The 21,014-nt window shown below is 62.4% G+C and carries 14 protein-coding genes and 2 tRNA genes; 9 read left to right on the top strand and 7 right to left on the bottom strand.

Annotated features, from left to right (window positions below):
* The first annotated feature begins 31 nt into the window (after nt 1-31).
* Together mpl and PHD22_RS00935 are read left to right on the top strand one after the other, a co-directional pair.
* Nucleotides 32-1,378, top strand: coding sequence for a UDP-N-acetylmuramate:L-alanyl-gamma-D-glutamyl-meso-diaminopimelate ligase (mpl, locus tag PHD22_RS00940; RefSeq protein WP_299860937.1), 1,347 nt, complete (start codon nt 32-34; stop codon nt 1,376-1,378).
* 199 nt (nt 1,379-1,577) lie between these two features.
* Nucleotides 1,578-2,186 carry an SCO family protein gene (locus PHD22_RS00935; protein ID WP_299860934.1) on the top strand — a complete coding sequence of 203 codons (609 nt, stop codon included), beginning with the start codon at nt 1,578-1,580 and terminating at the stop codon, nt 2,184-2,186.
* Nucleotides 2,187-2,247: 61 nt separating this feature from the next.
* On the opposite strand, the gene rpoH is transcribed toward PHD22_RS00935, so the two are convergent.
* Together rpoH and PHD22_RS00925 are read right to left on the bottom strand one after the other, a co-directional pair.
* Nucleotides 2,248-3,105, bottom strand: a complete 858-nt coding sequence (gene rpoH, locus PHD22_RS00930; protein ID WP_299860932.1) for an RNA polymerase sigma factor RpoH — start codon at nt 3,103-3,105, stop codon at nt 2,248-2,250.
* 147 nt (nt 3,106-3,252) lie between these two features.
* The gene (locus PHD22_RS00925; protein ID WP_299860930.1) at nt 3,253-6,132 is read right to left on the bottom strand and encodes an ATP-binding protein; all 2,880 of its coding nucleotides are present in this window, start codon (nt 6,130-6,132) and stop codon (nt 3,253-3,255) included.
* Between the two features lie 267 nt (nt 6,133-6,399).
* Here PHD22_RS00925 and PHD22_RS00920 point away from each other — a divergent pair, with 267 nt between their 5' ends.
* Both PHD22_RS00920 and PHD22_RS00915 read left to right on the top strand, forming a co-directional pair.
* A complete protein-coding gene (locus PHD22_RS00920) occupies nt 6,400-7,497 on the top strand; it encodes an ABC transporter substrate-binding protein (RefSeq protein ID WP_299860927.1) in 1,098 nt (365 codons plus the stop codon).
* A 352-nt stretch (nt 7,498-7,849) separates the two neighbouring features.
* Nucleotides 7,850-10,171, top strand: a complete 2,322-nt coding sequence (locus PHD22_RS00915) for an acetate/propionate family kinase (protein WP_299860924.1) — start codon at nt 7,850-7,852, stop codon at nt 10,169-10,171.
* Between the two features lie 113 nt (nt 10,172-10,284).
* On the opposite strand, the gene PHD22_RS00910 is transcribed toward PHD22_RS00915, so the two are convergent.
* Together PHD22_RS00910 and PHD22_RS00905 are read right to left on the bottom strand one after the other, a co-directional pair.
* Nucleotides 10,285-10,359 (bottom strand) — tRNA-Thr (locus PHD22_RS00910).
* Nucleotides 10,360-10,407: 48 nt separating this feature from the next.
* Nucleotides 10,408-10,483 (bottom strand) — tRNA-Gly (locus PHD22_RS00905).
* 252 nt (nt 10,484-10,735) lie between these two features.
* Between PHD22_RS00905 and PHD22_RS00900 the strand changes: the two genes are divergently transcribed.
* Both PHD22_RS00900 and PHD22_RS00895 read left to right on the top strand, forming a co-directional pair.
* On the top strand, nt 10,736-12,028 hold the full coding sequence (locus PHD22_RS00900; protein ID WP_299860922.1) for an amidohydrolase family protein: 1,293 nt from the start codon (nt 10,736-10,738) through the stop codon (nt 12,026-12,028).
* A 703-nt stretch (nt 12,029-12,731) separates the two neighbouring features.
* The gene (locus PHD22_RS00895) at nt 12,732-13,058 is read left to right on the top strand and encodes a hypothetical protein (RefSeq protein ID WP_299860919.1); all 327 of its coding nucleotides are present in this window, start codon (nt 12,732-12,734) and stop codon (nt 13,056-13,058) included.
* A gap of 16 nt (nt 13,059-13,074) precedes the next feature.
* Here PHD22_RS00895 and PHD22_RS00890 read toward each other — a convergent pair whose 3' ends face one another.
* Nucleotides 13,075-14,964, bottom strand: coding sequence for a diguanylate cyclase (locus PHD22_RS00890; RefSeq protein WP_299860917.1), 1,890 nt, complete (start codon nt 14,962-14,964; stop codon nt 13,075-13,077).
* Nucleotides 14,965-15,100: 136 nt separating this feature from the next.
* Between PHD22_RS00890 and PHD22_RS00885 the strand changes: the two genes are divergently transcribed.
* The 3 genes from PHD22_RS00885 (at nt 15,101) to PHD22_RS00875 (ending at nt 19,664) form a co-directional block, all read left to right on the top strand.
* Complete coding sequence (locus tag PHD22_RS00885; RefSeq protein WP_299860914.1) at nt 15,101-16,663, top strand: fatty acyl-CoA synthetase; 1,563 nt, start codon at nt 15,101-15,103, stop codon at nt 16,661-16,663.
* A 56-nt stretch (nt 16,664-16,719) separates the two neighbouring features.
* On the top strand, nt 16,720-17,973 hold the full coding sequence (locus PHD22_RS00880) for a voltage-gated chloride channel family protein (RefSeq protein WP_299860911.1): 1,254 nt from the start codon (nt 16,720-16,722) through the stop codon (nt 17,971-17,973).
* A 113-nt stretch (nt 17,974-18,086) separates the two neighbouring features.
* Nucleotides 18,087-19,664 carry an ATP-binding protein gene (locus tag PHD22_RS00875; protein ID WP_299860908.1) on the top strand — a complete coding sequence of 526 codons (1,578 nt, stop codon included), beginning with the start codon at nt 18,087-18,089 and terminating at the stop codon, nt 19,662-19,664.
* 6 nt (nt 19,665-19,670) lie between these two features.
* On the opposite strand, the gene PHD22_RS00870 is transcribed toward PHD22_RS00875, so the two are convergent.
* A complete protein-coding gene (locus PHD22_RS00870) occupies nt 19,671-20,150 on the bottom strand; it encodes a phasin family protein (RefSeq protein WP_299860906.1) in 480 nt (159 codons plus the stop codon).
* Between the two features lie 111 nt (nt 20,151-20,261).
* Nucleotides 20,262-21,014: PEP-CTERM sorting domain-containing protein (locus PHD22_RS00865; protein WP_299860903.1), on the bottom strand; the 753-nt coding region annotated here is incomplete at its 5' end.

The raw sequence follows: 21,014 nt of genomic DNA, 5'->3' as shown, positions 1-21,014 counted from the left end.
TATTGCGGCACGGTTTCTGCTGCATCTGACCATGCATATTCACATTCTTGGAATCTGCGGCACCTTCATGGGTGGCGTGGCACTGCTGGCGCGGGCCGCCGGCCATAAGGTGACCGGCTGCGACGCCAATGTCTACCCGCCGATGAGTACCCAGTTGGAGGAGCAGGGTATTGGCTTGGTCGAGGGTTACGGGGTCGAGCAACTCGGGCTTGCCCCGGATGTCTTCGTGGTGGGAAACGCCATTTCCCGCGGGAATCCCCTCCTGGAGGCCATTCTCGACAAGGGGCTGCCTTATGTTTCGGGTCCCCAGTGGCTGGCCGAGCATGTGCTCCAGGGGCGCTGGGTTCTGGGGGTGGCGGGAACTCATGGCAAGACCACCACCACTTCCCTGCTGGCCTGGATCCTGGAGGACGCAGGGCTGAATCCGGGTTTCCTGGTGGGGGGGGTTCCCAAGAATTTCGGTCTGTCGGCGCGGCTCACCGAGTCGCCCTTTTTCGTGATCGAGGCTGACGAGTACGACACGGCCTTCTGCGACAAGCGTTCCAAGTTTGTCCATTACCGTCCCCGGACCGTGATCCTGAATAATCTGGAGTTCGATCATGCAGACATTTTTGGTGATCTTGCCGCGATCGAAACGCAATTCCACCATTTGGTGCGGACTATCCCCCTGTCTGGACGGATCGTCGCGAATGCAGCCGAAGAGTCTCTTGCGCGGGTGATCCAGCGGGGCTGTTGGTCTGAGCTCGAGTGGTTCAATGACGCAGCGGGCTGGTCGGTGGCCGAAGGCTGTTTTGAGGATGAGGTGGTGATTCGTCACCTGGGCAAGGAGCTTGGCCGGCGGCGCTTGCCCCTGTCAGGCAGCCACAACCGGGCGAATGCGCTGGCTGCGTTGGCTGCGGCCCGCCACGTGGGGGTAACCCCGGAGGTGGCCCTGGATGCCTTGAGCCGTTTCGAGGGGGTCAAGCGCCGCCTGGAATTGCGGGGAACCGTGCGTGGCGTGGCGGTGTACGATGATTTTGCCCACCATCCCACGGCGATCACCCTGACGGTGGAGGGCTTGCGTCGTCAGGTGGGTGCGGCGCGTATCCTGGCCGTGCTGGAGCCTCGCTCGAATACCATGAAGCTGGGGGTGATGAAGGAGCAACTGCCTGCCAGCCTGGCCCAGGCAGACAAGGTGTTCTGTTATGCGGCAAACCTGGGCTGGGATGCCAGGAGCGCGCTGGCGCCGATTGCCGGCAAGGCTGTGGTGGAGGATGACCTGGCGGCGCTGGTCGCGGCGATTGTCGCGGAAGCCCGGGCAGGGGACCAGGTCCTGGTCATGAGCAATGGGGGCTTCGGTGGAATCCATGACAAGCTGCTGACGGCGCTGGCGGCTTGAGCCATTCCTGCGGCCTGGTCACCCAACAGGCTGAGCCTGAAATGGATCGGGGGCGCGGCTTTCGCCGCACCCCCGACAGGCTTTCTTATGGTTTTGGCCTTGGCGTCTCCTCCAGGCCCCACTTGTATCAATTTGCTACAAGTTAAATTCTGGCCGAAGTCTAGCATTGATATTGTTTTTTTTATCAAAAAAAATATTTATGAGTTTCCGCCTTCGATACAGTGTGGCTGCCTTGCTGGCAGCAGGGGTTCTTGTGGGGTGCTCGCCTTCCGGTGAAGGGCAGGGGAGGGTCGGGTTTGCCAGTTCGGACATTACCGGTGCCAATTATGGCAAGGATTTTCGGCTGAAGGACCACACCGGCGCTGTGCGTAGCCTGGCGGATTACAGGGGAAAAGTGGTGACCCTGTTCTTTGGTTATACCCAATGTCCCGACATCTGCCCTACCAACCTGCTGGGCATGGCGGAAGTGATGCGCCAGCTCGGGGCGTATGCAGAGCAGGTGCAGGTGCTCTTCATTACGGTGGATCCCGAGCGGGATACCCAGTCCTTGCTGGCCGAATATGTACCGGTGTTCGATCCGCGTTTTGTCGGTTTGCGTGGGGACGAAGCGGCCACCGAGGCGGTGGCCAGGGAGTTCAAGGTGTTCTACCAGAAGCAGGGGGGTACCAGGGGGGGCACCTACACCGTGGATCATTCCACCGGAACCTATGTCTTCGACCCTCAGGGGCGGCTGCGCCTGTATGTGAAACACGGCGAGAGGCCCGAACAGATTGCGGCGGATATCCGTCAGTTGCTGGCTGGCAAATAGGGCGGCCTCCCGGAGGCCGCCCTGCAGAGCCAGCCGAGTGCTAGCAGGAGCCCGCTGGCCTTCAGGCCGTCAGGGCTGCCAGCTGGGTGCGCATCTTCTGCATCGCCTTGGCTTCGATCTGGCGGATCCGCTCAGCGGAAACTCCATATTCTGCTGCCAGTTCATGAAGCGTGGCGGCATCCCCTTCCGCCAGCCAGCGACGCTGGACGATGGTCCGGCTACGCTCATCCAGGGCAGCCAAGGCTTCATGCAGGCCCGAATCCTGCAGGCGGGCATATTCCCGCTGGGCGATGACTTCGGAAGGCTCGGCGTGGGGGTCGGCCAGGTAAGCGATCGGAGCAAAGCGCTCTTCTTCGTCATCAGGGCCGCTTTCCAGGGCCACGTCGCCTCCCGACAGACGGGTTTCCATTTCCCGGACTTCTTCGGGTTTGACCCCCAGTTGCTGGGCCACGGCCAGCACGTCCTCCCCTTGAAGGGTGCTGTTGCTGGTCTTCATGCTGCGCAGGTTGAAGAACAGCTTGCGCTGGGCCTTGGTGGTCGCGATCTTGACCAGACGCCAGTTCCTGACGATGTACTCGTGGATTTCGGCCTTGATCCAGTGGATGGCGAAGGACACCAAGCGCACGCCCCGCTCGGGATCGAAGCGCTTGACGGCCTTCATCAGGCCGACGTTGCCTTCCTGGACCAGGTCGGCATGGGGCAGACCATAACCCAGATAACCCCGGGCGATGGCTACTACCAAGCGCAGGTGGGACATCACCAGTTTGCGGGCCGCTTCCAGGTCGCCTTCTTCCCGGAAGCTGTGGGCCAGGTCGGATTCTTCCTTCTCGGTCAGCAACGGGATGCGATTCACGCTCTGGATGTATTGATCCAGGCTGCCAACCGCGGACGGAACAGGAAACGACAGGGCATTGGACATCAGTAGGCACCTCCTTCAACCGGATATTAGCACTCTCCTTGAGAGAGTGCTAAGGGTAGGTAAAGGTTCCGGGAAGGTGACTGGATGTGTGTCAGGAGGTGTGAGTGCTTCCGGGTGTCGTCTGGGCTGAAGGGGGCGGAGAGCGCTTCACTGTCTGGCATCAGGTGCTGCAGGGTGCGACTGGAGGGGCAGCCAGCGCAACAGAGCCTGGAAGAAGATCTCCGGATCCACCGGTTTTGCCACATGGTCGTTCATGCCCGCTTCCAGGCAGCGATCCCGGTCCTCGTCAAAAGCATTGGCCGTCATTGCCAGGATCGGCAGATCCGTCAGATGAAGCTGCCGGCGGATCAGGGCAGCCGCTTCCAGACCTCCCATGACCGGCATGCTGAGGTCCATCAGGACCAGGTCACAGGGGGTTCGGGCGAGCATGTCCAGCGCTTCCTGCCCGTTGTTGGCGACAGTCACCCGGAGTCCGGTATCCCCGAGCAATTCGCAGATGATCTCCTGATTGAGGTGGTTGTCCTCCACCAGCAGGATGTGCTGACCTGCATGGCCCGTGCAGATCTGCTCGGCAAGGCCCTCGGTTTTGTCCTCGCCAAAGCCCGCGTCCGTGGCAGGGCTTCCTGCGTACAGCAGGGTTGTGCTGGCAGGGAGAAAGGGCAGCGTCACCCGGAAGGTGGACCCTGTACCCTCGGCACTCGTCACCCCGACGCTCCCGCCCATCAGCTCGGCCAGGCGCTTGCTGATGGCCAGGCCCAGACCCGTGCCGCCATAGCGTCGGGTGGTGGAGTTGTCGGCCTGTTCGAAGGCCCTGAAGAGGGAGTCAATCTGCTTGGGGCTGAGGCCTATGCCCTGATCCTCCACCTCGATGCACACCACGAGGCGGCCGTCGCCGAGAGGCGGCTGCGCCCGGGCGCGCAGGGTGATGCAGCCTTTTTCGGAGAATTTGATCGCATTCGACAAATAATTTACAACGATCTGCTCCAGACGCACCGGGTCGCCGCAGACCCAGGTGGGGAGGACGGGATCCACGTCGAGCTGCAGCTGGAGTCCTTTCTGGGCTGCGCTGGCCCGCAGCATCGAGGTGGCCCGGTCCAGGGCGGCGGACAGGGGGAAGTCGATGTTTTCCAGGGTGATCTTGTTGGCGTCGATTTTCGACAGGTCGAGGATGTCGTTGATCACCCGCAGGAGATGTCGCGCAGCGCTGTCCACCTTTCCCAGGCGTTCAGCCTGCTCCGGGTTTTCCACGTCCCGCAGCAGGAGGTGAGTCAGGCCGATGATGGCGTTCATCGGGGTCCGGATTTCGTGGCTCATGTTGGCTAGGAAGGCACTCTTGGCCCGGTTGGCACTTTCAGCTTCGTCCCGGGCAGAGGCCAGTTCCAGAGTGCGCTGGCCGACCAGGTCTTCCAGGTGGTGGCGGTGGCGCTCAAGCTCCTGGTCCAGTTGCTTGCGCTCTGAAATTTCCCGCACCGTGCACATCACGTACACCTTGTCGCCCCAGAGGACGCGGCTCGATTTGATTTCCACCGGCAGGTTGCAGCCACTACGGCTGCGGATCCGGGTTTCGAATTGTTCTCCTTCGGGACTGACACTGCGGACCATCTCCAGCAGTTCGGCAGGGGCGATGCCCGGATCCCAGTCCCATACATGCAGGGCTTTCATTTCCTCCAGGGAATACCCCAGCATGGTGGCGAACTGGGGATTGGCGTCCACGACGGCACAGTTCATGTCTACCACGACGATGCCGTCCCGGGCCATTTCGAACAGGGCGCGACGGCGCATGGCTTCTTCGGCGATGGCCTGGCGTGCGGCCCGTTCGGCCTGCTCCCGGGCATCCAGGGCATCCAGCAGCTCGTTGAAGTGGCGGGCCAGCTGGGCGATCTCGTCGGTTTCGTGATCCAGAGTGACGCGGCTGCCCGTCTCGCCGTTGTGAATGGCCCGCATCGTGCCGCCAATGGCCGTCAGACGTCGGGTGATGTCGTTGCCGGCTCGCAGAAAGGAAAAAGTGAGTGTCAGCATGCTGATGGCCAGCAGCAAGGTGATGCCTCCCACTTGCAGCCATTTTTCCCGGCTGTAATGATGTTCAGGAAAGCCGGTGGCAAAAATCCCGATCTGTTCTCCCTGGCTGTCCAGAATGGGCTGATACCCCGCCACGTACCATTCTCCTGCAATGTGGGTGCGCAGGGTCAGTGTTTTGCCCAGGATCAGGGTTTCCTGGGTTTCCTGTGCCTGGATCTCCGGGCTGAGGAGCGTGCCAAGCAGATATTCGTTCCGGTGCCCGGTCAGGGTGGTGGCCACCCGCGTATTCCCGAGGAGGAGGGAGGCATGGCCGCTGACTTCGCCAAAGTTGGCGTTGATGGGAAAGACCACTTCCCGGATGCGATTGGTCAGCGGAATGTTGTTGTTCAGGAGGATTCCTCCCAATACGATGGCTTCGGGGTGTCGCGTGCTCAGGGGAAAGTGGGCCGCAGCGGCGATCATCAGGCCCCGTGATTCATCCTTGGACGGAGGTGCATTGGTGTGCAGGGCGTTGTCTGTCTTGATGAGGGTCTTGGCGGGAAGCTCCGGGTTGAGAGCCGCCAGTTCCGCGACTTCAAAGCGTTCGTAGGATGAGCTTGGGATCCCGGTGCGTGCTTGTCGGGCTACGTTGCTGATGGGGATCTGGCTGCCGGGCCGGAGTCCTGAGCTTGAGGCGATCACATGCCCTTCGGGCGTAGAGATCACCAGATAGTCGAGATGGGCAGCGTCCGCCCGGGCCCTCAGGGCCCGGTCGATGGTTTCCGTTGCGTCCCCAGCGGGGTGGGCGGCCCGCTCTTCCAGCAGCCGGACAATCGTGTCGGAGCGTACGACTTCCAGGATGTCCTGGCGTGTCTGGGCGCGCAGCTGGTCCATGTAGGTACGGGCGCTGGCCATGTTGCCTGCCGCCGTGGCAAGCAGCAGGTTATCGAACCGGGCACCTCCGACCAGGATCAGGATTCCCACGATGACAGGCAGGGCGACCAGCAGGGGTGCCAGTCCCAGGACCATCAGGCGTTGCCGGACCGAGTTTCGCCAGCGCATATGCCAGCGAGGCCGTTTGAAAGCTGATGTCATGATTGATCGGGCTATATGGTCATCTGTGGTGGCTGTGCGTGTTTGAAGATCCCCATCTTGGAAAGTCTTGCGGAGAGCGTATCTCGTCACAGCGCAAGGCAAAAATCATTATTTGATATTTTTGTTAAAAACACTAAAATTTTTAGTGAAATTGTTGGCTTTTTTGAATTTTTGAGAAACTCCATGCCCAGAGCCTGTTTCTTGCTGTCCCTTATGCTGGTTGTTTGGCTGGCCGCCTGCAGCCAGGAGGCGCCCTTGGTAGTGGGTTTCCTGGGAGGGCTTTCCGACCGTAATTCCGATGTCGGCGAATCGGGACTCCATGGTGTTCAGCTGGCCGTGGAGCAGACCAATCGGGCTGGGGGCGTTGCTGGCCGGAAGGTCAGGCTGGTCGCCAGGGATGATGCCGCCACACCGGCGACAGCTGTCCGTGCTGCGGAGGAGCTTGCTGCCCTGAAGGTGGAGGCGGTGATCGGCCCGTTCTCCAGCGGCATGGCAGCGGCGGCGGTGCCGGTGCTGGCCCGGACAGGTACGTTGGCGATCAGTCCGACGATCACGGCGATGGAGCTGCATGGCAAGGATGATAATCTGATCCGTATCAACCGAACCACCCGTGACAATGCCAGCGATTATGCCCAGACGCTCTTGGGCATGGGGCAGAAGCGCATGGCGATTGCTTACGATGTGCGGAACCAGGTGTTTACGGAGTCCTGGCTGAATGAATTCCGTCGGTTCTATACCGAGCTCGGGGGCGTTCTGGTCGTTGCTGTTCCCTATGAATCCCGGGTGGACCTGGATTTTGCCCGGGTCGTGGCAGACATGGTGTCGGCCCGGCCCGATGCGCTGCTGTTCATCTCGGGAGGGATCGACGTGGCCAGGCTGGCCCACCAGGCACGCAAGCGGGCGCCCGAACTGCCCATTGCTGCTGCTGAATGGGGTGCGTCCCTCCAGATGCTGGAATTGGGGGGTGAAATGGTGGAGGGGCTGGTGATCATCGAGAACTACAACCGCCATGATGGTTCCGAGCGGTATGCGGCATTTCGCGAGGCCTATTTCCAGCGCTTCAACAAGCGCCCCGACTACAGCGCCGTATGTGCCTACGATGCGGCGATGGTGCTGTTTACGGCCATGAGCCGTCGCGAACGCGGGGAGTCTGCCAAGCAGGCTGTGCTCAAGTATGGTCCTTACCAGGGCCTCCAGCAGGAGATCGTCTTCGATGCCAACGGGGATACCCAGCGGCAGGTATTCTTCGCCCGGATCCGCAACGGGGAGTTCCAGCCTCTGAATCACGGGTCAAAGTAAGGGTCCGGGCGGTGGTTGATGGCAATCACGAGGTTGAGGGCACCTGCCGCCAGCCCCTCGGGTAATGAGCCAGGAACGGCCGTCGCCAATAAATTGTGGAATCCCTGCAGCCGGGGGTACGGTTGTCCGTCCGGCAGCTCCGCGGCGTCATCTGGCAGCGCTGGCAGCCTGGCCCGGCGTGTGCCTTATTTTCGTCATAGGATTGTCATAGACTCGTGGTCAGGCCTGCCGTCGCCCTTTCGCAACGGAGTTGTGGAGTCCCGCCGGTGCCGCCGCGATTGTTCTTTGCTGCATTGCAGCAGCAGGACTATCCTGTCATTCATGGCTATACCCCTTGGAAGCGAGAATCAGCGTGAGCGAAATTGATCTGAAACGGTTTTTCCTCGAACAGGTACGCCTTTTCGAGCACTTCCCGGCCGACAGGGTCGAGGAGATCGTCAGCCGGGGCCGCCTGGCCACCTACGAGGGTAATGAGGCGATCCTGGAAACCGGCGACGACAGCAAATACCTTGGTGTGTTGATCACCGGGCATGCGGAGATTTCCATCACCGACAATACGGGCACCCGCACCGTGCTCAGCCAGTTGGGGCCGGGGGATGTGTTCGGCGTCATGTCCATCCTCACGGGCGACAAGCTTGCTGCGGATGTGATTGCCGGTAACCGTTGCTACGTGCTGCTGGTGCCTCAGGATGTCTTCAATTCCCGGATCCTGACCAACCCCAAGGCCGTGGCGTATCTTTCCCGGCTGCTGCTGGACCGGATGCGCCGGATGTCGGTGGATATCGTCACCGGACAGGCTCAGGGCTCCCCCCGCACCGATGACCCCTACGCCTTGTCGCTGCACACTGGCAGCACCGGCAAGGTGGTGGCCCTCAACGTGGGCCTCAGCCAGATCCATTTTGGCATTTACGACACCAAGGATCTGGGGTCGGATGTCCATGGGATCATCGACAATGCAGACCCGGCCGTGGCGTGCGTGACCGTCTCCGTGGGTACCCAGACCCGTACCCAGATGCGTGAGCCCTTTGTCCTGGCCGAGCTGTTCCGGATCATCCAGGAATCTACCCGCCTGCTGGGAGACGCGTTTGCCTTCCATCCCGAGGACGTGAGCGCGGTGGGGCATCGGGTTGTCCATGGGGGAAACAAGTTTTCCAGTGCGGTGGTGATCACCCCTCAGGTGATTTCGGAGATCGAATCCCTGTCGGTGTTTGCGCCCCTGCATAATCCGGTGAACGTGGACGGCATCCGGATGGCGATGAAGCAGCTGCCCGGTGTGCCCCATGTGGCGGTCTTCGATACGGCTTTCCATCAGACCCTGCCGCCCTACGCCTACCTCTACGGCTTGCCCTACGACCTGTACAAACAGGAGGGTATCCGCCGTTATGGCTTCCATGGCACGTCTCACCGATATGTATCCCTCAAGTCGGCGGAGGTGCTCAAGCGCCCTCTCGGTGAGCTGGAGATCATCTCCTGCCACCTGGGCATTGGTTCGTCCCTGTGCGCCATCGATCATGGCCGTTCGGTGGATACCTCGATGGGGATGACGCCCACCGACGGTGTGATCATGGCCAGCCGTTCCGGCAGCATTGATCCGGCGGTGATGATCCATCTCATGGAGCAGCACGGCATGTCCCCGCAGGAGCTGTCCAGCCTGATCAATACCGGCAGCGGCCTGAAGGGCATTTCCGGCATCTCCAGCAACATCCACGACATCGAGACGGCGGCCAGCAACGGTCATCACCGTGCGCTGCTGGCCCACAAGGCCTATTGCTACCAGGTGCGCAAGAACATCGGTGCCTATGTGGCGGCGATGGGGGGCATTGATGTGCTGGCCTTTACCGGCGATGTGGGTGAAACCAGTGCGGCCGTACGCAGCCTGGCCTGTCAGGGTCTGGCTTACATGGGCATCAAGCTGGACGAGGAGAAGAACCGCAACCTGGAGATGGTGGGCTCTCATGCCACCATCTCGGCGGACGACTCCCCGGTGACCATCCTGGTCATCGCCAATGACCATCAGCGTCTGCTGGCTTGGGAAACTCTTCGGGCCATCGAACGCAACCAGCTGTTGCTGGAGTCCCGGGCTGAGGAGCCGCCGGCCATCCCCATCGAGATTTCAGCTCACCATGTGCACCTGTGTCAGGCGGATGTGGAAAAGCTCTTCGGCAAGGATCATCAGCTCACGCCCGAGCATGAGCTGTCCCAGCCAGGTCAGTTTGCCTGTGCCGAAAAGGTTCATCTGGTAGGCCCCAAGGGGCGGATTGCCAATGTGCGCGTCCTCGGACCCACCCGCAAGGAAACCCAGGTGGAAATTGCCATGACCGAACAGTTCAAGCTTGGCGTCCAGCCGCCCATCCGGGAGTCCGGTGACCTGGCCAATACGCCGGGCGTGACCCTGGAAGGGCCGGCTGGCAGCACGACCATCGAGCGCGGGGTGATCTGTGCCCAGCGCCACATCCACATGTCGCCCGATGATGCCCGGCGCTTCCGCGTCCGTGACAAGTATGTGGTGCGGGTGCGCGTCGAGGGGGACCGGGAGCTGATCTTCGGCGACGTGGTCGTGCGGGTGAATCCGGCCTACCGCCTGGCCATGCATATTGATACGGACGAGGGCAACGCCGCCAACATCCGCACCGGCATGCAGGGCTTCATCGAGGAAATCCAGAGTCGCCATTGAGGCTTAGGGGGCGGGCCGTAACCGGCCTGCTCCACCAGTACCCTGGCTTCTGATCTGTGAGGGGCGCCAAAAAACGAAAGGCCGGTTCCGTGGGAACCGGCCTTTCGGGCGACTGGTGCTCATGGGCAGGATTGAACTGCCGACCTCTCCCTTACCAAGGGAGTGCTCTGCCACTGAGCTACATGAGCTTGAACTGCGCCATGCGTTGTCAGACATGCACCTGACAGGCTTGAAACTGGAGCGGCAGAAGAGTCTCGAACTCTCGACCTCAACCTTGGCAAGGTTGCGCTCTACCAACTGAGCTACTGCCGCATGGGACTGAATCAGCGCTTGGCGTTGTTTTGCGTTGCGTGTCAGAGGCGCGCACTATACATGAAACGCAGGATTTGCGCACGTATTGATGAAAAATTTTCATTTTGGTGTGACGCTGGGGGAAACGGGCAAGGCATCGCGTGGCCTGCTTCGTTCCTCTCGTGATCACAACTGCATCGTGCCCGGCCCGGGCGATGTGGGAGACCGTATTTTCGGTACGCGCTGAGTACCCCGCACAAGAAAGGAGTCACCATGCTTGATCTCATCCTGCGCAATTGCAGTCTGGCCGATGGTCGCCGGGGCCTGGACATAGGCATTCTGGATGGGCGCATCGCTGCCCTCGAGCCTTCCCTGGCGGCCCGGGCACACGAGGAGGTGGACGCAGCGGGGCAACTGGTGACACCTCCTTTCGTGGATGCCCATTTCCACATGGACGCCACCCTGTCTTATGGCCTGCCCCGGGTCAATCGCTCCGGTACCCTCCTGGAAGGGATCGCCCTGTGGGGGGAGCTGAAGCCCCGATTGACTCAGGAGACCCTGGTGGCGCGGGCCATGACCTACTGCGACTGGGCGGTGGCGCAGGGGCTCCTGGCCATCCGCTCCCACGTGGATGTGTGTGATCCGCGCCTGCTGGCCGTGGAAGCCCTGCTCCATGTGAAGGCGCAGGTGCAGCCCTATCTGGATCTCCAGCTGGTTGCCTTTCCCCAGGATGGGGTGCTGAGGTGTCCGGGGAGTCTGGAGCACCTCACACGGGCCCTCGACCTGGGCGTGGAGGTGGTGGGCGGGATTCCGCATTTCGAGCGTACCCAGGCGGAAGGGGCAGAGTCGGTTCGCATCCTCTGCGAACTGGCCGCAGAGCGGGGGCTGCCCGTGGACATGCACTGTGACGAATCCGACGATCCCTTCTCGCGCCACATCGAAACCCTCGCTTATCACGCCCAGCGACTGGGGCTCCAGGGGCGGGTGGCTGCATCGCATCTCACGTCCATGCATTCCATGGATAACAACTATGTGTCCAAGCTGCTCCCCTTGATCGCCGAGGCGGGGGTTGCAGCCATTGCCAATCCCTTGATCAACATTACGCTGCAGGGCCGCCATGACGGCTATCCCAGGCGTCGTGGCATGACCAGGGTGCCGGAGCTCCTGGCGGCGGGCGTGTCGGTGGCCTTTGGCCATGACTGCGTGATGGATCCCTGGTATGCCCTGGGCAGCGGCGACATGCTTGAGGTCGCGGCAATGGGCCTCCACGTGGCCCAGATGACCAGCCAGGCGGGCATGGCCGCCTGCTTTGCTGCGGTGACGGAGACGCCGGCGCGCATTCTCGGGCTGGAGGGGTATGGCCTTGCGCCGGGTTGCCGTGCCGATCTGGTACTCCTGCAGGCTCGGGATCCGGTGGAGGCGATCCGCCTGAGGGCTACGCGGCGGCTGGTGCTCCGGGCAGGACGTGTGGTGGCTTCCGCACCGCCGGCGGCGAGCCGGCTGCACATTCCCGGGCGTCCGGAATGCGTGAATTTCCAGTGGGAGATGCGGGAGGATGTGGAATAAGCCGGTTTTATCCCCGTCCGCCGTGGGCAGGCTTGTGGACAAAATGTGAGATTTTTTGCCAGGGAATTGATTTCAATGAGAATTTTTTGGATGCTTAAATTTTGTGCAATTTAGGTCTGGGTGGTTCTTTCGGTGTGCATCCTGCTCAGGATGAGTGGGGTTGGCCACCCATGTTGTTCACTTGCGGAAGGAAGAGATGGGTTATCCCCGGGGGTCGTGGTCAAAGCTGTGGATAAGGTGTGAGCCTTGTTTTCAAGGGAATGATTTGGAAAGGTTTTTAAGGGCTGCCTAAAAAAAGGGCAGTCGGCCTGGCGCTACAAGGCGGGTTTAGAACTGGACTGAGGGCGCACCAATCACGTTCGCATGCCCTGTCCTGGTGCATGAGTGATGTGCTCGTTCCCGTTTTGAGGATGCCACGTTCACAGGGGGTGACAACCTGAAGGAAGGGGTACGCACGGACTTCGGGCGGGTGCAGGTACGGGAGCACACCGAGCTGGAGCTGGTGTTCAAGGATCCGGCGACGGGGCAGCTGCATCCGGGTGCAAGGGAGACCATCCGCAGGGGGAAAACCTCTTCCACTGCGGAGGGAGGTGGGCGGCTGTCCCAGTGACTGCCGCGGGCCTCCGGACGCATCGACGAGACCGCGGTACTGGCCCAGTGGACCAACAGCTTCATCGACAATCTGGAGCAGACGATCCGCCAGGTGGTCAATACCACCAGCGAGATCGGCGACACCAACCGGGACATGCTCGCCAAGAATGGCCAGGCGGGTCAGGTGTCTGCGGACGTGGAGCGGGCCATCGAGGGCATCCGGGCGGCGATCCGGGGACAACTGGGCGAAATCGACGCGGCCAATGCCAATGCGGCGGCCATGCAGGAGGTGGCGCACCGGGTCAGCGATGAGGTGCGCAAGCTGGCCGAGCGGACCCGTGGCGCCACTCACGCCTCCATGCGCAGTGCTGAGCTGACGGGTTTTGCGGCCGGCAAACTGGAGCAGACCGTAGGGCAGTTTGCCGTGGGTGAAACCTGAACCGCGCTGGCGGAGTTCAGGTGCTCCAGCGGGCCCGGCCCTGGTTCTTGGCCCGATACATGGCCTGGTCGGCATGGCTGATCAGGGCCTCGGCATTCTCGCCATCGGCAGGAAAACGGGCCACGCCGAGGCTGCACGAGATGTTCAGCGCCTGACCGGCCACCAGGAAGGGGACTGAGAGGCTGCGGACGACTTTTGCGGCCACGGTTTCCCAGGCCAGCGGATCCAGATCACCAGGAATGGCCACGACGAATTCATCGCCGCCCAGCCGGCAGACCGTGTCGTCCTCCCGGAACAGATCTTTCAGGCGCTGGGCGACCTGGCGCAGGACTACGTCTCCCACGTCGTGGCCGTGTTCGTCATTGATGGGCTTGAAGTGATCCAGGTCGATGAACAGGACGGTGACCCCGCTGTCGTTGTGACGGGCCTGGCGCAGCATCTTGTCGATGCGTTCCTGCATCAGGACCCGGTTGGGCAGTCCGGTCAGCAGATCGAAGTGGGCGTGATGCCAGATCTGTCCGTCCCGAAGGCGCTTCTCGGTGACGTCAGTCAGGAGCACGACCCGCCGCAGGATGCGCCCATCCGGAGTTCGGACCACCGAGATCAGGCTGTGACCGGTGTAGCTGTGGCCATCCCGGTGGAGGCCGTGGAAATCCCCTTCCATGGGGATGTCATCGGTGGCGTCTATCAGTTCGTTCAGGCTGGCGATTCCCTTGGGAGGGCCCTCCAGCATGGAGACGTGGCGTCCGCGCACTTCCTGGCTGCTGAAGCCGGTGATTGCAGTGAATGCGGTATTGCTGTCGGTGATGCATCCCTCCTCGTCTACCACCAGGAGCCCTTCTGCCATGTGGGTCACGACGTTCCGGTAGTGTTTTTCCCGTTCTCCCAGCTGGAGCACGATCTTCTCGTAGCGGCTGAGTGCCACCAGGAGGGTCAAGGTCAGGGCCAGGAAGACTGCACTGAACAGCCCAGCCCGCACCAGGGTCCATTGGTTGATTTCCCTGACGGGGGCGAGGGCGTCATCCAGGGCGATGCCGGTCAGCATGACCAGCCCCGAGGGCAGGCGTACCCAGGCGTACTGACGCAGCACGCCATCCACCGACGCATGGGTTTCGTAATTGCCTTCCATCTGGGAGGGATTGCGAATGTAGTCCCGCTGGGGAGGCGCTGTCTTGCCGATATGTTCGGGCCCCGCCAGGGTGCGCAACAGTACCTGACCCTGGCCGTTCACCAGGGTCAGGGTGTCCCGGGGGGCCATCTCGAAGCGCGCCAGCTGACGGGTCCAGGTCTCCGGTGCGATCGCCATGGCCATCACCCCTTGAAACCGGCCGTCTTCGAGCAGGGGACGGGCGAGCTGGATGCTCCATTTCCGGGTCAGCCGGCCCAGTACGGGAGGCGAGATCACCAGCGTATCGGCGCTGGTGCTGGCCAGTTGCCGGAAGTAGTCCCGGTCACCCAGGTAGTTGCGGGGGGCTGTGCTCAGGGATGAAAACGCCAGGTGGCCCGTTTCATCAATCAGGAATTGCTGGATAACCAGGTCTGGAGGGAGGGCTGCGTTGTTCTGACTCGCCTGGATGGCAAGGGGCCGTGAGCCTTCCCGGGCTGCACTGCGGGCCAGTTGCAGGGCAAAGTCGAAGCGTTCGATGGTGGCCTGAATGGTTTCGCCTGCCGCCCGCGCGTGGATCAGGGCAAGGTTGCGTACCCGCTCGCGGGCCGTGATTTCCCGGGCCGACATGTCTGAAAGGATGTCGGCCCAGGCAATGACGAGCCCCGCCAGGCTGCTGGCCAGGATGAACAGCCTGATCAGCAGCAGGGGGCGATGGCGCAGACGGGTGAGGGCAGGGGGAGGCTCGCCGCGAGTCTTTCCCGCGTCACCCGTGGAAGGGAGGGCTGGGGTTTCGGGCATGATCTGGCTTGAGCATAGCGGAAACGATGCAGCACCGGGTGTGGCCTATTCCCACTTTGAGCGTGGCATGGCCGCCGTGATTATCATCAAGGACTGGTGTGCGCCCTGAAACCCATACATACAAGGAGGAGACCCCATGAATACCTGTACCCCCGTGCAGCAGATCCGGCGTGCGAGCCGTAACCTGATCGGTGACGCCCTGGCCCGTTCGGTCCGCCGCAACCCTCACAAGGAGGCCTTGCGCTTTGGCGAGCGCAGCTGGTCCTACGCACGCCTGGACGCAGGGGCGAACCGGGTGGCCCGTCGCCTGATCGGGCTGGGTCTCCGGGCCGGTGACCGGGTGGCCGCCTATGGCCGCAATTCCGATGCCTACGTGCTGCTGTGGCTGGGGTGCGTGCGGGCGGGTTTGGTCCATGTGCCCATCAACTATGCCCTGATCGACAGCGAGCTGCGCTATATCGTTGACCAGTCTGGTGCCCGGGCGCTGTTCGCCGACCCGGACATGGCGTCCCATGTCCGGGCACCTGGTGTGACGCTGTCCTGTGAGTGGCAGGGCACCCTCCATGGGGGCCTGGATCACGATGTGCTGGGTTGGGCTCAGCTGCCCGGTGATGCAACACCGCCGGAACTGGATGTGGACGAGGAAGCCGTTGTCCAGTTGCTGTACACCTCGGGGACCACGGCGGCACCCAAAGGGGCGATGATGAGCCACCGGGCCTTGCTGGCGGAATATGTGGCAACGCTGCTGGCCCTTGACATCCGGGAGGATGACTGCTCCCTGGCGTCCCTGCCCTTGTACCATTCGGCGCAGATGCATGTGTTCCTGATGCCTCAACTGCTCGTGGGCGCCACCACGCTGTTGGTCCAGGCGCCTTTGCCCGAGTCCTGCATCGCCCTGATTGCGAGCGAAAAGATCACGTCCTTCTTTGCACCCCCCACGGTGTGGATTGCCTTCCTCCGTCACCCGGCCTTCGATCCAGTGCGCCTTGCATGCCTCCAGAAGGGCTATTACGGCGCGTCCATCATGCCCGTGGCCGTGGTGCAGGAGCTGGCGTCCCGGTTGCCGGCGCTGGCCCTCTACAACTGCTACGGCCAGAGCGAGATTGCCCCTCTGGCCACGGTGCTTCGCCCGGAAGAGCATGCCGAGCGTCCTGCATCGGCGGGGCGGCCGATCTTCAACGTGGAGACCCGCATCGTGGATACGGACATGAAGGACGTGCCTGTGGGCGAAATGGGCGAGATCGTCCATCGTTCCCCCCAGCTGATGAGTGGCTACTGGGACAAGCCGGACGAGACGGCCGCCACGTTTGCCGATGGCTGGTTCCGTTCCGGGGACGTGGGCTACATGGACGCAGGAGGCTATCTCTACATCACCGACCGGATCAAGGACGTCATCAAGACCGGTGGGGGCGTGGTTTCGGGCCGGGGGGGGGAGGAGGCCCGGTATCTCCATTCCGCCGTGGCAGAGGCCGCGGTAGTCGGCCTGCCTGATGAGAAATGGATCGAAGCGGTTGTCGCCGTGGTGAGCCTCAAGCAGGGGGTACGGGCCAGTGCCGAGGACATCATCGCCCATGCCCGGGAGCACCTGGCGCCCTTCAAGGTACCCAAACAGGTCTTCTTCGTGGAGGACATGCCCCGTAATGCTTCGGGCAAGCTGCTCAAGCGGGAGCTCAGGCGGATCTACGCAGGCACGGCCTGAGCGCCCGCCCTGGCGGCGGCTTGTCCTCGGGCGTGTTTCCCGGCACAGTCCGGACCATGTTCAAGCCGTCCCGCCCCGAGCTCCTCGACGTATTACCCTATCTGACCCGGTGGGTGGCGCTGGCCTGCCTGGTGGCCGTCCTGGCTGGCTCCGCATCGGCGGCATTCCTGTGGGCGCTGGCTTGGGCGACGGCCAACCGGGAGGCCCACCCCGGTCTGGTGGCCTTGTTGCCTCTGGCGGGTTTTGCGGTGGGATGGCTTTATCTCCATATCGGTCAAAGCGTGGAGGCGGGGAACAACCTCCTGATCGACGAGATCCACGACCCCAGGAAGGTGGTTCCCCTGCGGATGGCGCCCCTGGTGCTGGGGGCCACCGTGGTGTCCCATCTCTTTGGCGCTTCGGTGGGCAGGGAGGGCACCGCCGTCCAGATGGGAGGGGCCTTGGCCGATCAACTGACCCACCTCTTCCGTCTGCGCCATGAAGACCGGCGCATCATCCTGATGGCGGGCATCGCGGCCGGCTTTGCCTCGGTGTTCGGGACCCCCCTGGCGGGCGCCGTGTTTGCGCTGGAGGTGCTGGCCATTGGTCGCCTGCGCTATGACGCTCTCCTGCCCTGCATGACGGCAGCGGTGGTGGCCGATCAGGTGGGAATCGCCTGGGGCGTTCAGCATACCCATTACATGATTGGCAGCGTACCCGTTGTAAATGCCTGGAACCTGGGAGCGGTGGTGGTGGCCGGGGCCTTGTTCGGCCTCACCGGAAAACTGTTTGCTGCGACCACCCACGGCCTCGGAGCCTGGCTGCGGGGCAAGGTCACCTATGCGCCCCTGCGCCCCCTTCTGGGCGGAATCCTGATTGCCGCCCTGGCCTTCGGCCTACCTCTCGAGCGTTATCTGGGCCTGGGGATTCCGGTGATCGTCGAAGCGTTCCAGCAGCCCCTGCCTTTCCATGATTTCGCTGCCAAGCTGGGCCTCACCGCACTGTCCCTGGCCAGCGGGTTCAAGGGAGGAGAGGTGACGCCCCTGTTTTACATCGGCGCCACCTTGGGCAATGCGCTGGCGCCGCTGCTGGATCTACCCTTCGGTCTGCTGGCAGGAGTCGGTTTTGTGGCGGTTTTTGCCGGGGCTGCCAATACACCGATTGCGTCGACCCTGATGGCGATGGAGGTCTTTGGTGCCGAGGTGGGTGTCTTTGCGGGGATCGCCTGCGTGGTGAGCTATTTGTTCTCCGGCCATGCGGGGATCTATCGGGCCCAGAGGGTGGCCGCTTCCAAGCCTTGCCGTGAGGGGCGCGGACGTGAGGAGCCATGAAGCGGTTGGCCATGACGGAAACACAGCCGTCCTTGAGGGATTTTGATTTTCCTTCAGGACCGCAGCCCTTGCCTCCGTTATCCTGAGCGCCACCTTTCCAAGACGAGATTGCCGTGTCTTCCGTCGACGCACCTGCCTCCCTCTCCATCCGATCGGTACCCCGGGTCATCCGCGAGCGGCGGTGGTGGCTGTTGCCTCTTGCGCTCTGGGGCTTGCTGGTGTGGGTGTCGCTGGACCTGCAGGTGAAAGAGATCCGGGAGCAGGCCACCGAGGTGGCTGTGGAGGGTGCGCGCAACATGTTCCGGATGGTCATGCTGACCCGCAACTGGAATGCGGTTCATGGGGGAGTTTATGTGCCGGTAGGGCGGGGAGTGGAGCCTAACCCGTATCTGGAGCACCCCCTCAGGGATCTGACCACCCGTGAGGGGCTCCAGCTCACGATGATCAATCCGGCCTACATGACCCGCTTGATCGCCGGGATCGCGGCCAGCGACGGAGGTGTGATGTTTCGTCTGACCAGCCTCAATCCCATCCGCCCTGCCAACATGGCCGACGAGTGGGAGGCTCGGGCCCTGCGTGCTTTCGAGCAGGGCACAAGGGAGGTGACGGGCTTGCAGGGCGGCGGAGAGCGTCTGCTGCGCTACATGGCGCCCCTGATGGTTGAGGAAAGCTGCATGGCCTGCCATGCCAAACAGGGTTATCGGGTGGGGGATGTGCGAGGCGGAATCAGCGTTTCCCAGCGCTACGACCCGATTGAAGCCGCCACCGGGGACGGGGTTCGTCAGGCCACGCTGGTTCACAGCGCGGCTTTCATGGCGGTGCTGGCGGTGGGTTGGGGATTGCTGGAGCTGCTGCGCCGGCGCTGGTTTGAACTGGCCTCCAAGATTCATGAGCTGGAGGAGGCTCATTGCCAGTTGGTCCAGTCTGAAAAAATGGCCTCCATCGGCGTGCTGGCGGCCGGGGTGGCACACGAAATCAACAACCCGGTGGGCTTCGTCAATTCCAACCTGGGGACCTTGAAGGGCTACAACGAAGAACTCCTGAGCCTGCTGGAGACCTGCCGTGCCGGCACGGCGACCGAAGCGGATTTCCAGGCGGTCGACTTCGATTATCTGAAGGAGGACTGTGCCGATTTGATCCGGGAGTCCCGGGAGGGGCTGGAACGGGTACGCAAGATTGTTTCGGACCTGAAGGATTTCTCCCGGGTGGATAAGGCTGAGCAGGAGGAGGCCGATCTCAACGCGGGCGTCGAGTGCACCCTCAATGTGGTCTGGAACGAGCTCAAATACAAAGCTGAGGTGGTGCGTGCCTACGATACAAGCCTGCCGAGGGTGCCCTGCGTTCCTGCCCAGATCAACCAGGTGGTGATGAATCTGCTGATCAATGCAGCCCACGCCATTGAGGAGCGGGGCACCATTACCGTGAGCACCGGCTTTACACCGACCGAAATCTGGATCGAAGTGGCCGACACCGGCAGAGGCATTTCCCCGGAGGTGCTCAAGCATGTCTTCGATCCCTTCTTCACGACCAAACCCGTAGGAAAGGGGACCGGACTGGGGCTGTCGATTTCCTATGACATCGTGCGCAAGCACGGTGGCCGGATCGATGTCAGCAGCACACTGGGGGCTGGAGCAGTCTTCCGGGTCTGCCTGCCCCGTTTTCCGGAGCGGGACGAGCCTGAAACGCCCTGATCCGGGTCAGGGTTTGGTCAGGTTGCGCTCCGCCTGGCGGGCGACTTCGAGCATGCTGTCCCTGGCCTGAGTGGCGGAGTCGAGCATGCTGCGCACGACCCCGGCCATGAGGGTGGCACTGGCGGCGGATTGTTCGACGCCCTGTCCGGACAGGGCGCGGGTCAGGCTGTCTGTCCTGGCCTTGAGCAGATCAGCCAGTTCCTGCTGGTTTTCCGCCACGACTTCGTTGAAATCCACCGCGTAGCCTACGGCCTGTTGCATGAGCTGGTGACTTAACCGGCTCTGGGTGTCGTAGATGGTTGTCATGTCAGGGGCCCTGAGCAGGGCGTCGGTGCCGGCCACGTTGCCTGCCATCAGGGTCTGAGCCACCCTGAGGTTGAGGGAGATCAGGCGCTGGGCACAGATGAGGCTGCCTTGGCAGAGGGTGGACAGGGTATCCAGAGCGTCCTGCCCCGAACTGGCCAGCAACGGGTTGAGGGGAATCATGGGAGCCTCCCGTCTTTAGATGTTCGATGAATTTCCAGTCTAGCGCCAAATGCAGCGCCGCCCCATTGCGCAAGGTCAAGGGGGCGGCGAGTGTGAAGCGGCGGGGCGCGCTCAGGCGGCTGTCTTGCGACGCTGCCTGACCAGTGCCGCGCCGGCCAGGCCGAGCAGGGCGAGGGTGCCGGGTTCCGGAACGGCGTTGATGTTTTCTGCCGGGTCGCGGGCCCAGACGCTCACATGGGAGATGCCGGCTGCCTTGCCCCCCCCGTTGCGAAGGGTGTCGCTGACATCGAAGGTGCCATACCAGTTGTAAGCCGGGTCGGTGGCGTTTGGGTTGGTAATGCCGAACTGAGCTGCCGTGAAATCATAAACGGCAAAATTGGGTCCAGCCTTGAAGACCAGGGCGAACTGGTCGAAGTAATTGGCGCCAAGGACTGCGGCAGCCCGAGAGGCCACCGCAGGGTCCAGGGTCAGGGCCCAGGAGCCCACTCCGCTGCTGGTCTCAGTGATGCTGAAGAAACCATCCAGCACGATGCCGGAGACGCCGCCGACGGCCATCGGGTCGAAACGGCCCCCCTCGTATTTTCCCAGCATGATCCAGCCTGGATCATCCGCCTGGCCATCCTTGTCCAGGTCGTTCCGCGGCGAGTTGTCGGAGATGAAGGCGCCACCGGGGAAGAGGGGCTCGGCGTTTTTCCAGGTGCCGCCATTAAGAACTTGTCCGTAATTAGCCGATAATACGGCTTTCGTTCTTGCTCGGAGCAGGTGCATGGGAGCCAAGTCGTGGGAAGTGACGGATGCGTTCTGGAGTCGCGTGGAGCCGTTGGTTCCGGCTAGACGGGAGCGGGACCCGGAGAAAACCTTCGT

Source organism: Zoogloea sp., assembly GCF_028693495.1.
Taxonomy (GTDB): domain Bacteria; phylum Pseudomonadota; class Gammaproteobacteria; order Burkholderiales; family Rhodocyclaceae; genus Zoogloea.
The sequence above is the reverse complement of the archived record's forward strand: the minus strand, read 5'-3'. Positions and strand labels throughout refer to the sequence as shown.